Source organism: Streptomyces sp. NPDC058678 (assembly GCF_042714835.1).
Classification (GTDB): Bacteria; Actinomycetota; Actinomycetes; order Streptomycetales; family Streptomycetaceae; genus Streptomyces.
This window is the reverse complement of sequence record NZ_JBHXSG010000001.1, coordinates 264,887-282,205: the sequence shown is the minus strand read 5'-3', so window position 1 is coordinate 282,205 and position 17,319 is coordinate 264,887. Positions and strand designations below refer to the sequence as shown.

General features: G+C 71.1%; 18 protein-coding genes. 4 read left to right on the top strand and 14 right to left on the bottom strand.

What is annotated here, in order from left to right:
• Nucleotides 1-23 precede the first annotated feature (23 nt).
• The 11 genes from hpnE to ACFWWR_RS01180 all read right to left on the bottom strand — a co-directional run bounded on the left by hpnE (nucleotide 24) and on the right by ACFWWR_RS01180 (nucleotide 10,909).
• Nucleotides 24-1,451: a hydroxysqualene dehydroxylase HpnE gene (hpnE, locus tag ACFWWR_RS01230; protein ID WP_383870447.1), complete on the bottom strand. Its 1,428-nt coding sequence runs from the start codon at nucleotides 1,449-1,451 to the stop codon at nucleotides 24-26.
• The gene (locus ACFWWR_RS01225; RefSeq protein ID WP_384301293.1) at nucleotides 1,448-1,588 is read right to left on the bottom strand and encodes a DUF6380 family protein; all 141 of its coding nucleotides are present in this window, start codon (nucleotides 1,586-1,588) and stop codon (nucleotides 1,448-1,450) included. The genes hpnE and ACFWWR_RS01225 overlap by 4 nt, the downstream gene beginning before the upstream one ends.
• A complete protein-coding gene (hpnD, locus tag ACFWWR_RS01220; RefSeq protein WP_384301291.1) occupies nucleotides 1,588-2,538 on the bottom strand; it encodes a presqualene diphosphate synthase HpnD in 951 nt (316 codons plus the stop codon). Before hpnD ends, ACFWWR_RS01225 begins: the two co-directional genes overlap by 1 nt.
• Nucleotides 2,535-3,422 carry a squalene synthase HpnC gene (hpnC, locus tag ACFWWR_RS01215; RefSeq protein ID WP_384301288.1) on the bottom strand — a complete coding sequence of 296 codons (888 nt, stop codon included), beginning with the start codon at nucleotides 3,420-3,422 and terminating at the stop codon, nucleotides 2,535-2,537. Before hpnC ends, hpnD begins: the two co-directional genes overlap by 4 nt.
• Nucleotides 3,423-3,824: 402 nt before the next feature.
• Complete coding sequence (locus ACFWWR_RS01210; protein ID WP_383870458.1) at nucleotides 3,825-4,613, bottom strand: ABC transporter ATP-binding protein; 789 nt, start codon at nucleotides 4,611-4,613, stop codon at nucleotides 3,825-3,827.
• On the bottom strand, nucleotides 4,606-5,535 hold the full coding sequence (locus tag ACFWWR_RS01205) for an ABC transporter permease (protein WP_383870461.1): 930 nt from the start codon (nucleotides 5,533-5,535) through the stop codon (nucleotides 4,606-4,608). The genes ACFWWR_RS01210 and ACFWWR_RS01205 overlap by 8 nt, the downstream gene beginning before the upstream one ends.
• Before the next feature lie 96 nt (nucleotides 5,536-5,631).
• Complete coding sequence (locus ACFWWR_RS01200) at nucleotides 5,632-6,477, bottom strand: glycosyltransferase family 2 protein (protein WP_383870541.1); 846 nt, start codon at nucleotides 6,475-6,477, stop codon at nucleotides 5,632-5,634.
• Nucleotides 6,478-6,521: 44 nt separating this feature from the next.
• Complete coding sequence (locus tag ACFWWR_RS01195) at nucleotides 6,522-7,301, bottom strand: CDP-alcohol phosphatidyltransferase family protein (protein WP_383870464.1); 780 nt, start codon at nucleotides 7,299-7,301, stop codon at nucleotides 6,522-6,524.
• Nucleotides 7,279-8,340 (bottom strand): iron-containing alcohol dehydrogenase family protein, encoded by a 1,062-nt coding sequence (locus ACFWWR_RS01190; protein ID WP_383870467.1) that lies wholly within the window; start codon nucleotides 8,338-8,340, stop codon nucleotides 7,279-7,281. The genes ACFWWR_RS01195 and ACFWWR_RS01190 overlap by 23 nt, the downstream gene beginning before the upstream one ends.
• Nucleotides 8,328-9,080: a sugar phosphate nucleotidyltransferase gene (locus ACFWWR_RS01185; protein ID WP_383870469.1), complete on the bottom strand. Its 753-nt coding sequence runs from the start codon at nucleotides 9,078-9,080 to the stop codon at nucleotides 8,328-8,330. Before ACFWWR_RS01185 ends, ACFWWR_RS01190 begins: the two co-directional genes overlap by 13 nt.
• Complete coding sequence (locus tag ACFWWR_RS01180; RefSeq protein ID WP_383870472.1) at nucleotides 9,077-10,909, bottom strand: DUF5941 domain-containing protein; 1,833 nt, start codon at nucleotides 10,907-10,909, stop codon at nucleotides 9,077-9,079. The genes ACFWWR_RS01185 and ACFWWR_RS01180 overlap by 4 nt, the downstream gene beginning before the upstream one ends.
• A gap of 287 nt (nucleotides 10,910-11,196) precedes the next feature.
• Between ACFWWR_RS01180 and galE the strand changes: the two genes are divergently transcribed.
• From galE to idi, 3 genes are all read left to right on the top strand, one after another.
• Nucleotides 11,197-12,168, top strand: a complete 972-nt coding sequence (galE, locus tag ACFWWR_RS01175; RefSeq protein WP_383870475.1) for a UDP-glucose 4-epimerase GalE — start codon at nucleotides 11,197-11,199, stop codon at nucleotides 12,166-12,168.
• Between the two features lie 152 nt (nucleotides 12,169-12,320).
• The gene (locus ACFWWR_RS01170) at nucleotides 12,321-13,256 is read left to right on the top strand and encodes a cation diffusion facilitator family transporter (protein WP_383870478.1); all 936 of its coding nucleotides are present in this window, start codon (nucleotides 12,321-12,323) and stop codon (nucleotides 13,254-13,256) included.
• Between the two features lie 187 nt (nucleotides 13,257-13,443).
• Nucleotides 13,444-14,037 (top strand): isopentenyl-diphosphate Delta-isomerase, encoded by a 594-nt coding sequence (gene idi, locus ACFWWR_RS01165; RefSeq protein WP_383870481.1) that lies wholly within the window; start codon nucleotides 13,444-13,446, stop codon nucleotides 14,035-14,037.
• Between the two features lie 6 nt (nucleotides 14,038-14,043).
• On the opposite strand, the gene ACFWWR_RS01160 is transcribed toward idi, so the two are convergent.
• Nucleotides 14,044-14,553, bottom strand: a complete 510-nt coding sequence (locus tag ACFWWR_RS01160; protein WP_383870484.1) for an ATP-binding protein — start codon at nucleotides 14,551-14,553, stop codon at nucleotides 14,044-14,046.
• Between the two features lie 297 nt (nucleotides 14,554-14,850).
• Between ACFWWR_RS01160 and ACFWWR_RS01155 the strand changes: the two genes are divergently transcribed.
• Nucleotides 14,851-15,606, top strand: a complete 756-nt coding sequence (locus ACFWWR_RS01155; protein WP_383870487.1) for an enoyl-CoA hydratase/isomerase family protein — start codon at nucleotides 14,851-14,853, stop codon at nucleotides 15,604-15,606.
• Here ACFWWR_RS01155 and ACFWWR_RS01150 read toward each other — a convergent pair.
• Together ACFWWR_RS01150 and ACFWWR_RS01145 are read right to left on the bottom strand one after the other, a co-directional pair.
• Nucleotides 15,593-16,228 carry a DJ-1/PfpI family protein gene (locus ACFWWR_RS01150; RefSeq protein WP_384301285.1) on the bottom strand — a complete coding sequence of 212 codons (636 nt, stop codon included), beginning with the start codon at nucleotides 16,226-16,228 and terminating at the stop codon, nucleotides 15,593-15,595. The two genes, ACFWWR_RS01155 and ACFWWR_RS01150, sit on opposite strands and share 14 nt — an antisense overlap.
• Before the next feature lie 10 nt (nucleotides 16,229-16,238).
• Entirely contained in the window at nucleotides 16,239-17,198 is a 960-nt protein-coding gene (locus ACFWWR_RS01145) for a GlxA family transcriptional regulator (RefSeq protein WP_383870492.1), read from the bottom strand.
• Between the last annotated feature and the right edge of the window lie 121 nt (nucleotides 17,199-17,319).

Below are 17,319 nucleotides of genomic sequence, written 5' to 3'. Positions count from 1 at the left end.
GGCCGTGCCGTGCTGATCGAGCATCAGGCCGCCTCCTCGAACTCGAAGAGCCGACGGGGGCGGGGCCGGCCCAGGGCGTCGAGTGCGGCGTCCGCCGCGCTCACACCACTGCGGACCGCACTCTCCATGGTCGCGGGCCACCCGGTGGCGGTCCACGCTCCGGCCAGGTAGAGGCCGGGTGCCTTGGTGCGGGCGCCGGGCCGCAGCCGCCCGACGCCGGGAGCGGGAGCGAACGTCGCCGTACGTTCCCTGGTCACGAAGAAGTCCTGCACCGCGGCCCCCCGCGCGCGGGGCAGCAGCCGCTCCAGCTCGGGCAGGTAGCGCTCGCGCAGCGCGGCGACGGGTTCGTCGATCTCGTGCTGCGCGGCCGACTGGGACAGAGCCAGGTACTGGCCCTGGTGAAGTCCCGATGCCTCGGTCCGGTCGAACACCCACTGCACCGGGCTGCCGAGGGCCGCGAAGAACGGCCTGCCGAGCACCTTCCGGTCGTAGACGACATGGACGTTGAGGATCGGCGCGGTGCCGATCTCCAACAGCCGCTCCGGCGCGTCGAGCGCCCCCACGGGCAGCAGGTCGTGGGTCTCGCGCTGCGGTACGGCGAGGACGACCGTGTCCGCCCGGAGCGTCTCGCCGGGAACCTGAACGCTCCAGGTCCCGTTCTCGTCAGTAGAGATGGAGGTGACGCGTGTACGGATCTCGGTACGCACGCCCGCGGAGTCGAGCGCCTTGCGGGCCAGCCGGTCATGCAGTTCGCCCAGCGGGACGTGCGCCCATCCGATGTCGGCCGCGCCCGGGTCGGACAGCAGACCGGTCTTGAACACCATCGCGGCGAGCCCCAGCGAGGCGTCGCCCGCGACCGCGTTGAGGGTGGCGACCCCGACCAGGTCCCACAGGGCCTCGACGGCACGCGCCGACTGACCGTGCGCGGTCAGCCAGCTGCCGAAGTCCTGCGTGTCCAGGTTCGGATCGGCGAGGTCCAGCCCCTTGAGCGCGAGCGCGGCACGCCCGACCCTGGCACGTTCGGCGAGCGAGAGATGCGGGTACGTGGCGAGGCTGCGCCCCAGATGCAGGGGCACCGGCAGCGCGTCGCGCCGCAGCCTGCCGAGCCGCCGTCCCTCGGGCCGTGCGACGTCGAGTACGGGCACGTCCAGACGGTCCTGCAGCGGAGCCAGCGCCGCGCCCTCGATGCGGTCGAGGAACCAGCGGTAGGCGGTGCAGCAGCGCAGGTACACGTGCTGTCCGTTGTCGACGGTGAGTCCGTCGCGCTGGAAGGAGAAGGCCAGCCCGCCCAGTCGTGGCCGGCCTTCGAGCAACGTCACCCGGACTCCGGCGTCGGCGAGCGCGAGCGCGGCGGTGATGCCGGCGAGCCCTCCGCCGATCACCACGGCGTCCCGCCCCGGCCGTCCCGACGCGTCCGCGAGCGACCCGTCGGACTGCGTACCGTCCGTCATCGTGCACCCTCCCCCGAGCGCCCGCCGGGCGAAGTGATCCGTACGCGGCAGGCCGTCGCAGTCAGGGACGCGGTGCCCCGCCGGAGGGTTGCGTGCCACTTTTCTCCGACGGCATCACCTTGGACCGGAATGTCCATCAGGCGCGCCTCCTGACGGTCCGCCGGGTCACGTGCCGGGCGTCCAGGCCGGACAGGCCCCGCACCGCGACGTACGCCTTCTCCCGCCCGGGCAGCGAGACCCGGCCGCGCAGCACGGCCTCCGGGTCGCGCTCGATGCGGTCAAGGAGACGGCGGTAGATCCCGGCCATGGCGGCGACACAGGCGCCGCTGCGCCGGTCGAGCATGGGGAGCAGCCGGTAGCCCTCGGCGAAAAGGGCGCGGGCCCGACGCACTTCGAAGTGCACGAGGCCCGCGAAGTCGGCGCCCTCCGGTGGTTTCGGCCCCTTGAAGCCGGCCGAGCAGCCGAACTTGGCGAGGTCGTCGGCGGGCAGATAGGTGCGCCCGCCCTCGGCGTCCTCGCGCACGTCCCTGAGGATGTTGGTGAGCTGGAGCGCGAGTCCGAGCGTGTCGGCGTACTCCGGCGCGCGCTCGGCGCCGCGCGCCCCCGGTTCCGTACCGAACACCCCGAGCGAGAGCCGCCCGATGGCGCCCGCCACACAGCGGCAGTACACCTTCAGGTCGTCCCAGGTCTCGTAGGTCTCGCCGCGGACGTCCATCAGGACGCCGTCGATGAGTTCGTCCAGGCCGCCGAGCGGGATCGGGAAGGTCTCGGCGGCGTGGGCGAGGGCGACCGCGACCGGGTCGGTGTCGTCCTCGGCGACCGAGCCCTGGCGCACCCGGGCCAGCATCGCCCGGGTGTCCTCGAGCCTCATGCTCTTGACGTCGCCTGCCAGCGCGCCGTCGCCGATGTCGTCGACGCGCCGGGAGAAGGCGTAGAGCGCCGACATCGCGCGGCGCTTGGGCGTCGGCAGCAGTCTGATGCCGTACGCGAAGTTACGGGCCTGCTGTCCGGTGACGGCCTCGCAGTAGCTGTAGGCGGCGAGTACCGGTGCGGGCACGTCCTGTTCCGACTCCACGGTCCGGATCACCCCTTTCCTCGCAGAGTCACGCCCACCTGACGCAGCAACTGGATCTTGCCGGGCTTGGGCGGGCCGGGAAGTACGTCGTATTCGGCGGCGGCGATCGCGCGGATCGCCGCCCTTCCTCCCGCCACGAACCCTGCGAGCAGCAGCCTCAACCTGCCGTGGACGCTACCCACCAGGGGGGCGCCTTCATTCAGGAGATCGCGGGCGCGTTGCGCTTCGTATGCAACCAGGGCACGCACCGATGCGCTCCCGGTTTTCGTGGCGAGATCCGCTTCCTGGACGTGAAAACGCTTCATGTCCGCGGCGGGCAGGTAGATGCGGTCGCGGCCGAGGTCCTCGGCGACGTCCTGGAGGTGTTCGACGATCTGGAGGGCCGTGCAGATCTCGTCGGAAAGCCGGACCCGCTCGGGGGTCGAGGTGCCGGTGACGGCAAGGACGAGACGGCCGACGGGGTTGGCGGACAGCTCGCAGTACGCGAGCAGGTCGTCGTAGGTCTCGTAGCGCGTGACCAGCTGGTCCTGGCGGTTGGCGGCGATCAGGCCGAGGAAGGGCTCGGGGGCCAGCGCGCGGCGGCGGACGGTCGGCTGGAGACGGCGCAGCAGCGGGTGACGCGGGGTCGAGTCGAAGACCCTGCGAAGGTCCGCCTCGAAGGCGTCCAGCAGGAGCAGCCGGTCCTCGGCGTCCCCGGGCGCCACACCGAGCAGGCGGGCGTCGGCACCGCCGGGGGCCAGGTCGCCGTCGCCGATGTCGTCGACGAGGCGGGCGAAGCCGTAGACGGCCATGAGGTCGTCGCGCCAGGCCCTGGGCAGGAAGAAGGGAGCCACCGGGAAGTTCTCCGCCGCGGCCTTGTCGAGCGTGCCGCGCTCCGTCTCGCCGGGGCGCGGCATGCCGGAGCCCGTCACCGCTGACTGCCCGGGGCTGGGACGGCACATGGTGCGTGGAGCTGGGGAGTTTCCGTAGCCATTGCCGTCACATCTCCCGTTCTACACCGCCGACCCAATGCGCACTATTTCGGACACGCCGCCCGGCCTTCCGCGCAGCCGCCCCACTGGAGGGTGTCGCGCATTATCGCCCCACTTGCCGCGATTCGGGACCGGTCCAGCTTACGTTGTACAACGCGCCAAGGATCTCCGGGGTGTCCTGCGCATCACAACAACACACCGATTGGCCTCAAGATTCCCAAACGGGGCCGAAGTTGACGTTTCCTTTGCAGACGCGGGGCCCCGCCGGAGCAGTTCCGGCGGGGCCCTGGGAAGCGGGGTGGGCTCATTCGCCCGGGTCCGGGTGGACTACTTGCCCGTGAACTTCTCGTACTCCTTGATGACCTCGTCCGTCGGACCGTCCATGCGCAGCTCGCCCCGTTCCAGCCACAGGACACGGTTGCAGGTGTCACGGATCGACTTGTTGTTGTGACTGACGAGAAACACCGTGCCGGCCTCCTTGCGCAGCTCCCGGATGCGCTCCTCGGAGCGCTTTTGGAACTTGCGGTCGCCGGTGGCCAGGGCCTCGTCGATCATGAGGACGTCGTGGTCCTTGGCGGCGGCGATGGAGAACCGCAGACGAGCGGCCATGCCGGAGGAGTAGGTGCGCATCGGGAGAGTGATGAAGTCGCCCTTCTCGTTGATGCCGGAGAAGTCGACGATCTCCTGGTAGCGCTCCTTGATCTGCTCGCGCGTCATCCCCATGGCGAGCCCGCCCAATATGACGTTCCGCTCGCCGGTGAGGTCGTTCATGAGGGCCGCGTTGACACCGAGCAGGGAGGGCTGGCCGTCGGTGTAGACCTTGCCCTTCTCGGCGGGCAGCAGGCCCGCGATGGCGCGCAGCAGCGTCGACTTGCCGGAGCCGTTGGAGCCGATCAGGCCGATGGCCTCGCCGCGGTAGGCGACGAAGGAGACGCCCTTGACGGCGTGCACCTTGCGTACGCCGCGCTCCGCGTCGTCGGAGCCTCGCTTGAGTATGCGGCTGAGCGCGGCGGTGGCGCTGCCCTTGCCGGTCTTGGCACCGTTGACGCGGTAGACGATGTGCAGCTCGTCCGCGATGACGGTGGGGATGTGTGCGTCGTTCCTGTCCTCAGCCACGGCCGTACCTCTCCTCCGCCTTCCAGAAGTACACGAAGCCGCCGAGGGCGAAGAGCACGGCCCAGCCGCCCGCGGCAGCCCAGACGTGGTCGGGCAGGTTCTCGGACCCGTACCCGTCGATGAGGGAGAAGCGCATCAGGTCCATGTAGATGGCCGCCGGGTTCCACTGCAGGACCGTCGCGATCCAGTCCGGCTTGTCCTCCAGCATGATCGGGATGGAGAACATCACGCCGGACGCGTACATCCACGTGCGCATCACGAACGGCATGAGCTGCGCCAGGTCCGGCGTCTTGGCCCCCGCGCGGGCCATGATCAGCGCGAGGCCCGTGTTGAAGAGGAACTGCAGGACCAGGACCGGCGCGATCAGCAGCCAGGACAGGTCGGGATAGTGGCCGAAGCCGACCACCACGGCGAACAGCACGATCATCGAGGCCAGCAGCTGCTGGAGCTGCTGGAACGCGAAGGAGACCGGCAGCGAGGCACGCGGGAAGTGCAGCGCGCGGACCAGCCCGAGGTTGCCGGAGATCGCGCGCACGCCCGCCATGACCGAGCTCTGCGTGAAGGTGAACACGAACACGCCCGTGACCAGGAAGGGGATGTACACCTCCTTCGACATGCCGCGGCTGGCGTTCAGGATGACGCCGAAGATGAAGAAGTACACGGCCGCGTTCAGCAGCGGGGTGGCCACCTGCCACAGCTGCCCGAGCTTGGCCTGGCTGTACTGGGCGGTCAGCTTCGCCCGCGAGAAGGCGAGGATGAAGTGACGCCGGTCCCAGAGCTGGCGGACGTACTCGACGAGGGAGGGCCGGGCGCCGCTCACGGTCAGCCCGTACTTCTCGGCGAGCCGTGCCGCCGTCAGGCCCTCGTCGGGCGGTACGGGCGCGCTCACCGCGACCGTGCCGTCGTGCGTTGTCTCACTCACTAGTGGAAACTTTCGTCTTCGGGATGCGCAGCCTGTGCGGGCATGGCGTGAGCCCGGAACCTCGGTACGGCCCCGGTGCTCTCAGGAACGAGCTTGTCAGATGACAGGGGGCCGGCCCAGTCGAGTCAGCCGCCACACCGTACGCCACTTCATGGGCCGGCGCGGGCCGCAGGGCGTGGTCCAGCCTTCCCGGAATCCGCCGAGCCACGCCTTCAGGGCGGGGCGCGAGGGGCGGCGCACCAGGGTGAGCAGCAGCCAGACACCCAGGTAGACGGGTATCAGGGGCCTGGGCAGGTTGCGGCGGGCCAGCCAGACGCGGTTGCGGGCGACCATGCGGTGGTAGACCGCGTGCCGCGAGGGCGCGGTCGTGGGGTGGTACAGCACCATGTCGGACCGGTAGTCGATCATCCAGCCCGCGTCGAGGGCCCGCCATGCCAGGTCGGTTTCCTCGTGGGCGTAGAAGAATTCGTCGGGGAGGCCGCCGACTTCGGCGAAGACCTGCGTGCGGACGGCGTTGGCGCCGCCGAGGAAGGTGGTGACCCGGGAGGAGCGCATCGGGTCGGCGGCGCGCAACCGCGGGACGTGGCGGCGCTGGGTGATCCCGGTCTCGGGGTCGGCGATGCGGAAGCTGATGATGCCGAGCTCGGGGTCGGCCGCGAAGGCCTGACGGCACAGTTCGGCGGTGTCGTGGCCGGCGAGGAGGCCGTCGTCGTCGAGGAACAGCAGGATGTCGACGTCCCGGCCGCTGGGGCCGAAGGCCTCGATGCCGACGTTGCGACCGCCCGGTATGCCGAGGTTCTCCGGCAGTTCGACGGTGCGGACGCCCTCGGGGACGTCCGGGACGGGCGAGCCGTTGCCGACGACGACCGCCTCGACACGGTCACCGTCCTGCTTGGCGACCGAGTCGAGCAGGGCGCGCAGCTCGTCGGGGCGGTTGCCCATGGTGATGATGACCGCGCCGACCTTGAGGGAGGCAGCCGCGGTGCTCACTTCAGCCTGCTCGACGCGAGGATGGACACGAGGTGCAGCAGGGTCTGCAGGAGTGCGATGCCGGCCAGCACCGCGACGCCGAGGCGGGAGAAGAACAGGTCGTCCCGGACCGTGTCCAGGATCGCCAGGACCAGGATGAGGAGGGACGCCTCGATCCCGAGCACCAGGCGGTGGAACTTCAGTGCCCCGGCGGCCCTGCGGGCCAGCGCCATGCCGGACGAGCGGGGCTCGGACGCCGCCTCCTTGACGGGCGGGAGGCCGCCCTGGTGGCGGGCGACGCCGACGAGGTCGGTCTCGGCCTTGATCAGGATCGCGCCGAGGGCGGCGAGCGTGCCGAGGAAGGCCCAGAGCCAGTCGATCCGCCCGGATCCCCACAGGTCGGCGGCTCGCAGGCCGAAGCCGACGAGCACCGCCGCGTCCGTCAGATAGGCGCCGACCCGGTCCAGGTAGACCCCGGCGAGCGAGTACTGCTTCTTCCAGCGCGCGATCTCGCCGTCGACGCAGTCCAGCAGCAGGTACATCTGGACGCACACCACACCGAGCACGGCCCCCGGGATCCCCGGCACCAGGAGCGCCGGGGCCGCGAGGACACCGAAGACGGTCATCAGGTACGTGAGCTGGTTGGGCGTGACCCTGGTGTTGACCAGATAGCGGTCGACCCGCAGGGACACCTCACGCATGTAGAGGCGCCCCATCCAGTGCTCACCGCTGCGCCGGTCCTTCACCCCTGCGGGGTGAACGACCGGACGGAGTTCAGCTACCGATGGCCTTGACATAGTCGGCGTAGATGTCCTTGATCTGTTCGGTCTTGAGGTCGAGGTGTTCGAGGATCGTGTAGCGGCCGGGCCGGGTCTCCGGGGCGAACTCCACGGCCCGGACGAACTCGGCCACCGTGAAGCCGATCTCCTCCGGCAGCACCGGCAGCCCGTGCCGGCGCAGTACCTCGGCCATGTAGGCGGACTCCTCGTGGGCTCCGCGCAGGTACATCGCGAAGGCCGCGCCCAGTCCGCACTGCTCGCCGTGGGCGGCCGCCCGCTTGGGGAACAGCAGGTCGAAGGCGTGGTTGATCTCGTGGCACGCCCCGGAGGAGGGGCGGGAGTCGCCGGAGACCGACATCGCGATGCCGCTGAGGACCAGCGCCTCGGCGAGCACCTGGAGGAAGTCGTTGTCCCCGATGCCGCCCGGGTGCCGCAGCACGGCCTCACCGGCCTGCCGGGCCATGGCCGCGGCGAGGCCGTCGATCTTCTCGCCCTTGACGCGGTTGGCGAGTTCCCAGTCGGCGATCGCGGAGATGTTGGAGATCGCGTCGCCGATGCCGGCGCGTACGAAGCGCACCGGGGCCTCGCGGATGACGTCGAGGTCGATGACGACCGCGATCGGGTTCGGGACGCCGTAGGAGCCGCGGCCCGCGTCGTTGTCGAGGGTGGCGACCGGCGAGCACAGGCCGTCGTGCGCGAGGTTCGTCGGTACGGCGACCAGCGGCAGGCCCACGCGTGCCGCGGCGAACTTGGCACAGTCGATGATCTTGCCGCCGCCGAGGCCCACGACGGCGTCGAAGTGGCCGGCCTTTATGTCACTGGCCAGCCGGACCGCGTCGTCGAGGGTGCCGCCGCCGACCTCGTACCAGGTGGCACCGGGCAGCGAGGGGGCGATGCGCTCCCGGAGCTTGGCGCCGGAGCCGCCGCTGACGGCGACGGCGAGCTTGCCGGAGTGCGAGATGCGTTCGTCGGCGAGGACGCAGCCCAGGTCGTCGAGGGCACCCGGGCGGATGTCGACGACGAGCGGGGAGGGGATGAGCCGGGTCAGTACTGGCACGCGATCTCCCGTCCACGGGCGAGATCGTCGTGGTTGTCGATCTCCACCCACTTGACGTCGCCGATCGGCGCCACGTCGATACGGAAGCCGCGGTTCACGAGCTCCTGGTAGCCGTGCTCGTAGAACTGCTGCGGGTCGGTCTCCCACACGGTCTTCAGCGCGTCGGCCAGCTCCGGGGCGGCGGCGCCCTCGATGAGGGTGACGCCGATGTACTCGCCGGTGGCCTCGGACGGATCCATCAGCTTGGTGATCTTCGTCATGCCCTTGGCGGGGTCGACGACGACCTTCATCTCCTCGTCGGCCAGGGACTTCACCGTGTCGAGGGCAAGGATGATCTTCTTGCCCTCGCCGCGGGCGGCGAGCAGTGTCTTCTCGACGGAGACCGGGTGGACGGTGTCGCCGTTGGCGAGGATCACGCCGTCCTTGAGGGCGTCACGACCGCACCACAAGGAGTAGGCGTTGTTCCACTCCTCGGCCTTGTCGTTGTCGATGAGGGTGAGCTTGAGGCCGTACTTCTGCTCCAGGGCCGCCTTGCGCTCGTACACGGCTTCCTTGCGGTAGCCGACGATGATCGCGACCTCGGTCAGACCGATCTCGGCGAAGTTGGCGAGTGTCAGGTCCAGGACCGTGGGTTCGCCCTCTATGCCCGCGGGCCCCACCGGCACCAGCGCCTTGGGAAGGCTGTCGGTGTAGGGGCGCAGACGCCGTCCGGCGCCGGCCGCCAGCACGAGGCCGATCATGCGGGTTCTCCTTCATCGTGTACGGCGGGCGCGCCACCCTGGTGGGCGGCCACCCAGAAGCGGATGCTCTCGACGAGCACCACCAGGGCCACGGCCACGGCGAGAACCGTGAGCGCGACCGTGAACTGCGAGGCGGAGAGCACCGCGGCCAGGACGGTGACGAGCAGCGTCCGCCCTTCGTGCCCCCCGAGGGCGCGCACCAGCCAGGCCGGAGGCGCTCCGGCGTTGCCGCGGATGCGGTACACCGTGTCGTAGTGATGGTAGGCGACCGCCGACACCAGGCCGAAAGCCGCAGGAAGGGCCCCGTTCACGTCCGCTTTGGCCGCCAGTACCAGGACGGTTCCGTATTCGGCGGCGCGGAAGAGCGGGGGGACGAGCCAGTCGAGGGCGCCCTTGAGCGGGCGGTACAGCGCCTGACCGGCGGCGTTGGTGTACACGACGGCACCTACGACGGGCGCCCAGGTCACGCCGGAGAAGAGGGCCACGGTGAGGACGGCCGTCCCCGCGAGCGCCACCAGCAGCGGGGCACCGAGGCGGGCGCGCGTGGCGCGCGCCACGAGGGAGGCGAGCGGCCCGTTGTCCGCGAGGTCCGCCAGCGCCTGCGCGGCCCGGTCCGTCCGCTGGGCCTTGCGCGTCAGCGACCGCAGCACCCGGCCGGCCGTGGTGTACGTCGCCGCGAAGGCGCAGCCGATGAGCAGCACGTAGAAGGTGATGCGAGGCGTGGTCGCCGCGGTGAGGACGGCGATCATCGCCCAGCGCTCGCCGATCGGCAGGACGATCATCCGCCGAATCCACACCGTCCAGCCGACGCTGTCGAGCTTGTCGGAGAGGGCCGCGGTGGGGCTGGTGTTGGCGGTGGCGTCGTGGTTGGCCTCGTTGAAGGAGAAGTCCACGACGTGCCGGCAGGTCTGCAGGACCATCGCGCCGAGGGCGAGGGCCCACACGTCGTCACCGCCGCGGGCGGCTCCGAGGGCGAGGCCCGCGTAGTAGGCGTACTCCTTGGCCCGGTCGAAGGTGGCGTCCAGCCAGGCGCCGAGCGTCGAGTACTGCAGGGAGTAGCGGGCGAGCTGTCCGTCGGTGCAGTCGAGGACGAAGGAGAAGATCAGCAGGATGCCCGCGGCGATGAACCCGCCGCGCGTCCCGGTGGCCGCGCAGCCGGCCGCTATCAGCGCGGTGATCAGGGAGGCGGTGGTGACCTGGTTCGGGGTCAGGCCCCGGCGGGCGCACCAGCGGGCGATGTAGCGGGAGTACGGGCTGATGAAGTAGGTGGTGAAGAAGCCGTCGCGGGCCTTGACGGCCGACTTCAGGCGCACGGCCTCGTCGTCGACGGCGGCGACGGCCTGCCGTGCCTCGTTGCCGGCCTGCGGGTCCACGGGCACCTCGGCGACCAGGCTGCCGAGTTCGGGGCGGTGCACGTCGGTGCCGTCCGCGGCGAGGGCGGTGACGATGCGGTCGGCGAGGCTGTCGACATCCCCCACGCTCGACTTCGCTCGCGCGGGGGCACCCCCACCCGCCGTGCCGCCGCCCGCGGAGTTCTCGCGGGCCACCGCCCGGGTCAGGGCCTGACGGCCGGCCGGCTGGGCGGTCACCGCGCCCCGTACCGCGGCGAGCGGGAAGCGGGGGTCGGTGAGGCCGAGGCGCAGCGCGTGGACGTGGCCCACGAATCGGGCGTCGACCACGGCGACCCGCTGGTCACCCGGCACCTGGGCGAGGAGCGCCTCGGCGTCGGTGGCGTCGGAGGCGATCCGGACGTCGAAGCCGAGGGACCGCAGATCGCCCTCGATCGACGATCCGGGGACCGGCTGACCGGTGAGGATGGCGGTCGACAACCGAACTCACTCCCTGGGTGCCGGCGCGTGGGCGCCGGGCATGTGCGTGGTGGGGGCGCCCCTCGGCGTGGCTGGGATGCACCCCCGGGCGGCGTGTCGGCAGAGGCTATCGGATCCCCGGAAGGCCGCGTTCACCGCCCGTTCACGGGCAGATCGACACCGGCTCCACCGGCCTTCGCCGCGATCATCATCGGTGATTGCGGGCCCCGGCCACAAACTTGCGCTCCCAGACCGGGCATCTTGGACATTGCGGCTGGCGTGGGGGCCGCGGCATAGGGTGGGCGACCATGACATGGCTGATCACCGGCGGTGCCGGGTACATCGGGGCACATGTGGCGCGGGCCATGACAGGCGCCGGCGAGCGCGTCCTCGTACTGGACGACCTCTCGGCCGGCGTGCCCGCGCGGCTCCCGGCGGACGTCCCGCTCGTCCGCGGCTCGTCGCTGGACGCTGACCTGCTGAAGCGGGTGTGCGCCGAACACGGGGTGACCGGCGTGGTGCATCTCGCGGCCCGCAAGCAGGTCGCCGAGTCCGTGGCGCGGCCGACGCGCTACTACCAGGAGAACGTGGGCGGTCTCGCCACGCTCCTGGAGGCGGCCGCCGAGACCGGCGTCACACGCTTCCTCTTCTCCTCGTCGGCTGCCGTCTACGGCAATCCCGGCGTGGACCTGATCACGGAGGACACTCCGTGCGCCCCGGTGAACCCGTACGGCGAGACGAAGCTCGCCGGGGAGTGGCTGGTGCGGGCCGCGGGCCGGGCGCACGGCATCTCGACCGTGTGCCTGCGCTACTTCAACGTCGCCGGGGCGGCCGCGCCGGAGCTGGCGGACACGGGCGTCTTCAACATCGTCCCCATGGTCTTCGACCGGCTCACCCGTGACGAGGCCCCGCGGATCTTCGGCGACGACTATCCGACACCGGACGGCACCTGTGTCCGTGACTACATCCATGTCGCGGATCTCGCCGAGGCCCACCTCGCGGCGGCCCGGCGGCTGACCGAGGACGCCACTCCCGGGGATCTGACGGTCAACATCGGTCGCGGTGAGGGCGTCTCCGTACGGGAACTGATCACGGTCATCGGTGAAGTGAGCGGCGACCGTCGGCCGCCGCTCGTCGAGGCCCGGCGCCCCGGGGACGCGCCCCGCGCGGTGGCGTCGGCCGCGCGGGCCGCCGGGGAGCTGGGCTGGACGGCCCGGCGCGGGGTGCGCGAGATGGTCGAGTCGGCGTGGCAGGGGTGGCTGCGGCACCACGGCGGGTGAGCCGCGCGCGCCGCGAGGGATTGCCGAAGCCCTGACCTGCGGATCGTTTCTGCAGGTCAGGGCACATGACAACGGTGTTCAGTGCCGCGTTGCCCCATACCTCCCGCCCGTAGTTCACTGTGCTCCCGGGCGGAATACAGGAGGCGCTTCTCATGGGGGCTGGGCACGATCACGGGCATGCGCACGGTCCGCCGGCGGGTACGGCGACCGCCGCGTACCGCGGGAGACTGCGGGTCGCAATGTCCATCACGCTCGGCGTCATGGTGGTCGAGATCATCGGAGGCGTGGTCGCCGACTCGCTGGCGCTGGTCGCCGACGCGGCGCACATGGCGACCGACGCGCTGGGCCTCGGCATGGCGCTCCTCGCGATCCACTTCGGGAGCCTGCCGCCCAGCGACCGGCGCACCTTCGGGCTGGCCCGGGCCGAGATCCTCGCCGCCCTCGCCAACTGCCTGCTGCTGCTCGGGGTCGGCGGATACGTCCTGTACGAGGCGATCCAGCGGTTCGTCACACCCGCCGGCACCGAGGGCGGGCCGACCATCGTGTTCGGCGCGATCGGCCTGGTCGCGAACATGGTCTCGCTGTCGCTGCTGATGCGCGGCCAGAAGGACAGCCTGAACGTGCGCGGCGCGTTCCTGGAGGTGGCCGCGGACGCACTCGGTTCGGTCGCGGTGCTGATCTCGGCGGTGGTGATCCTCACCACCGGCTGGCAGGCGGCCGACCCGATCGCCTCGCTCGTCATCGGCCTGATGATCGTGCCGCGCACCTGGAAGCTGCTGCGCGAGACGTTGGACGTGCTGCTGGAGGCGGCGCCCAAGGACGTCGACATCGCGGAGGTGCGGGCCCACGTACTGGCCCTCGACGGCGTCGAGGACGTCCACGACCTGCACGCGTGGACCATCACGTCCGGCATGCCGGTCCTGTCCGCGCACGTGGTCGTGCGCACCGACGTCCTGAACGCGATCGGTCACGAGAAGATGCTCCACGAGCTCCAGGGCTGCCTCGGCGACCACTTCGACGTGGAGCACTGCACCTTCCAGCTGGAGCCGATCGGACACGCGGAGCACGAGGCGCGGCTGTGCCACTGAGACACCGGTTCGGACACTGAAACCCGGGTTCGGACGGAACGCATCGGTCCGGTGCACGGCTGCGTCCTCATGCTCACAGGCCCGCCCCGGACGGTTCCGCGGCCGCCGCGCCGGGCACGATCAACTGCCGGGGGAGCCGGTTTCGTACGGCACACTTGGGGCGCGAAGACCAATGCGAAGGATGGGTATGCCGATCACACCTGCCACCGCGACGCACAGTTCGTCGAACGGCACCGTGGACGCGATTTTGCTGGAACTGGTCGACGAGCACGGTGTGACGATCGGCACCGCGGAGAAGCTCGCCGCCCACCAGCCGCCGGGACAGCTGCACCGCGCCTTCTCGGTGTTCCTCTTCGACGAGCAGGGCCGGCTGCTGCTCCAGCAGCGGGCCCCGGGCAAGTACCACTCCCCCGGCGTCTGGTCCAACAGCTGCTGCGGCCACCCGTACCCCGGTGAGGCGCCCTTCGCCGCGGCCGCCCGGCGCACGCACGAGGAGCTGGGAGTCTCGCCGTCGCTGCTCGGCGAGGCGGGCACGGTCCGCTACAACCATCCCGACCCGGCCTCGGGCCTGGTCGAGCAGGAGTACAACCACCTCTTCGTCGGCCTGGTGCAGTCCCCGCTGCGGCCGGACCCGGAGGAGGTCGGCGCGACGGCCTTCGTGACGCCCGCCGAACTGGCGGAGCGGCACGCGAAGGACACCTTCTCCTCCTGGTTCATGACCGTCCTGGACGCGGCCCGCCCCGCGGTCGGCGAGCTGACGGGCCCGTCCGCCGGCTGGTGAGCGGTCCTACGGCACCCGCGCGGGCTTGAGCGGAAGGGCGGCCCAGATCACCTTGCCGCCGCTCGCCGTGTGCTCGACGTCGCACATCCCGCCCGCCTCCCGGGTGACCTCGCGCACCAGGAGGAGACCGCGGCCGCCGGTCTGACCGTGGTCGGCCTCCAGGGCGGTCGGCCGGTAGGGGTGGTTGTCCTCGACGGACACCCGCACCCAGTCCGCGCCGACGGCGATCTCCACGGCGAGCATCGGCGAGAGGAGCGCCGCGTGCCGCACCGCGTTGGTGACCAGCTCGGAGACGATCAGCAGCAGCCCCTGCACCAGGTCCTCCGAGACCGGCACTCCCTGGCGGTACAGCAGGTCACGCACCGCGTGCCGCGCCTGCGGCACCGAGACGTCGACAGCGGGAGCGGTGAACCGCCACACACCCTCGTACGGCAACGGATCCGGCGGACTCGGCTCCAAGGGCTCGTCCGTGCCGCCTGCTGGGCGTGGAGCGGACCCGCGCCCATGGTCTTCCATCGTCCGGTCGCCACCCTTGCGCTCGATTGTCACCACATCTCGAGTGTTGGCAACGAGCCGCTCCACTCCTGAGAACTGAACAGAAGTCAGCGATTATCGAGTGGTTCTGACCGTTGGCGTATGACAGCGTCAGTTGTGGGACCGCTCTTGTCCCCTTCTCGCCCACTTCGCGAACTATTCGGGTTGTACGGGTTTGACGGCCTCCTTATCCGGTTCATCCCCTGTCGCCTTCGCGTCGTACTTGCGCGTGCGACCCCTTTCATCGGCCCCCCGGCCTGGGCGGATAGCATCCGGCGCATGGAGCCGCAGCTGCTGCACACCGTCGCCGACTCGGTCGCCACCGTCGTCGTCCACCATCCGGCCAAGCGCAACGCCATGACGGCCGCGATGTGGCGGGCGCTGCCGCCACTGCTCGGCACACTGGCCGCCGATCCCGACGTACGGGCGCTGGTGCTGACCGGTGAGGGCGGGACGTTCTGTGCGGGGGCCGACATCTCCACGCTCCGGGGGTCGCCGGATGAGGCGCAGGGGCTGGCCGTGCGTGCCGAGGAGGCCCTCGCCGCCTTCCCGAAGCCGACGCTCGCGGCGGTCCGCGGGCACTGCGTGGGCGGCGGATCGCAACTGGCGGCCGCGTGTGATCTGCGGTTCGCCGAGGAGGGCGCGCTGTTCGGGGTGACGCCGGCGAAGCTCGGGATCGTGTATCCGGCGTCCTCCACCCGGCGGTTGGTGTCGCTGGTGGGACCGGCCGCCGCCAAGTACCTGCTGTTCTCGGGCGAGTTGATCGACGCGGAGCGGGCGCTGCGGAGCGGCCTGGTGGACGAGGTACTGCCGGAGGGCGAGCTCGCCGAGCGGGTCGGGGAGTTCACCCGGATCCTGGTGTCCCGCTCGCAGCTGACCCAGGCGGCGGCGAAGGAGTTCGCGAACGGGCGTACGGACCGGGACACGTACTGGGCAGGGCAGGCGCGCGGCAGCGGCGACACCACGGAGGGGGTCGCCGCGTTCCTGGAGCGCAGGCAGCCGCGCTTCACATGGAACGTGCCTACGTCAGGATGAAGCGGCTCTTGGCGCGGAACTGCTCGACCAGGTGCGCCGGGGCCTTGTGCGGGGATCCGGCGTCGTAGGGCGGCTGCGGGTCGTACTCCGTCAACAGCTGTACCGCCTGGGCGTGTTCGTCGCCCGCGATCCTGCCGAGCAGGGTCAGGCCCATGTCGATGCCGGAGGAGACGCCGGCCGCGGTGACGTACTTGCCGTCGAAGACGACCCGCTCTCCCGTCGGCTCGGCCCCGAACCGCTTCAGGAAGTCGAGCGCCAGCCAGTGCGAGGTGGCTCGGCGGCCCTGGAGGAGTCCGGCGGCGGCGAGCAGCAGGGAGCCGGTGCACACGGAGGTCGTCCAGGTGCTGGTGGCGTCGGCGGTGCGCAGCCAGTCCAGGAGGATGCCGTTGTCCATCTGCGGAGTCTGGCCGGGACCGCCCGGTACGACCACGATGTCGGGGCCCGGCACCTCGGCAAGGGTCCGGTCCGCGGTGAGGGCGAGGTTTCCGGTGTCGGTGCGCACGGGGCCGGTCCGCTCGGCGACGAAGACGGTCTCCGCGTCCGGGAGGCGGCCCAGGGTCTCGTACGGGCCGACGGCGTCCAGGGCGGTGAAGCGGTCGAAGAGGACGATGGCGATCTGCATCTGCTTCCTTTCAGCGGGTGGGTGCGGGGCGGAACCGGCGGCGGTACTCGGTCGGGGCGGCGCCGAGCGCCTTGAGGAAGGCGCGGCGCATGGCCTCGGGGGTGCCGTAGCCGCTGGCGCGGGAGATCTCCTCGACTCCGTCGCCGGTGTCCTCCAGGAGGCGGCGGGCGTGTTCGAGGCGGACGCGGTCGACGTAGCGGCCGGGTGTCATGCCGGTCTCATCGCGGAACGCGCGGGCGAAGTGGCGGGGGGACAGGCGGGCGCGTTCGGCGAGCGACTCGACACCGAGGTCGTCCGCGGGATGCTCGGTGATCCACTGCTGCACCTCCCGCAGCGGTTCGCGCTGTGCCGTCTGGGCGGTCAGCTGGGCGCTGAACTGGGCCTGGTTTCCGGGCCTGCGCAGGAAGACGACCAGGTGCCGGGCGACGGCGAGCGCCACGTCCCGGCCCAGGTCCTCCTCGACGAGGGCCAGGGCCAGGTCGATGCCGGAGGTGACGCCCGCCGAGGTGGCGACGTGCCCGTCCCGTACGTAGATGGGATCCGCGTCGACCTCGATGGCGGGGTGGTCGCGGGCGAGTTTGTCACAGTACGCCCAGTGGGTGGTGGCGCGGCGGCCGTCCAGCAGGCCCGCCTCGGCCAGCAGGATGGCGCCGGTGCACACGGAGACGAGTCGCCGCGCGCGCGGGCCGTGCTCGCGCAGCCAGCCGGTCAGGCGCGGGGCGGGGTTTCGGGTGCCCTGGCCGCCCGGGACGAGGAGGGTGTGCGGGCGCGGGGTCTCGCCGAGGGTCTCGTCCGGTACGAGGGTCAGGCCGCTGGAGGTGCGCACGGGAGCGCCGTCCAGGGAGGCCGTGCGGATGCGGTACGTGCCCGGGGTGCTGCTCTCGGCCCCGGCGAAGACCTCGACGGGACCGGTGACATCCAGGCTCTGGACGCCGTCGAAGAGGAGGACGAGGACGGTTCGCTGCGGCATGCCCATGATTCTTGGGCGGGGGGAGTCCGGCCGCAATGACGAGTACCCCACCTTTCCTGCCATGGGCCGAAGCCCGGGCGACCCGGGCCTGGAACAGATACCTACCGGTCGGTAACGTGCT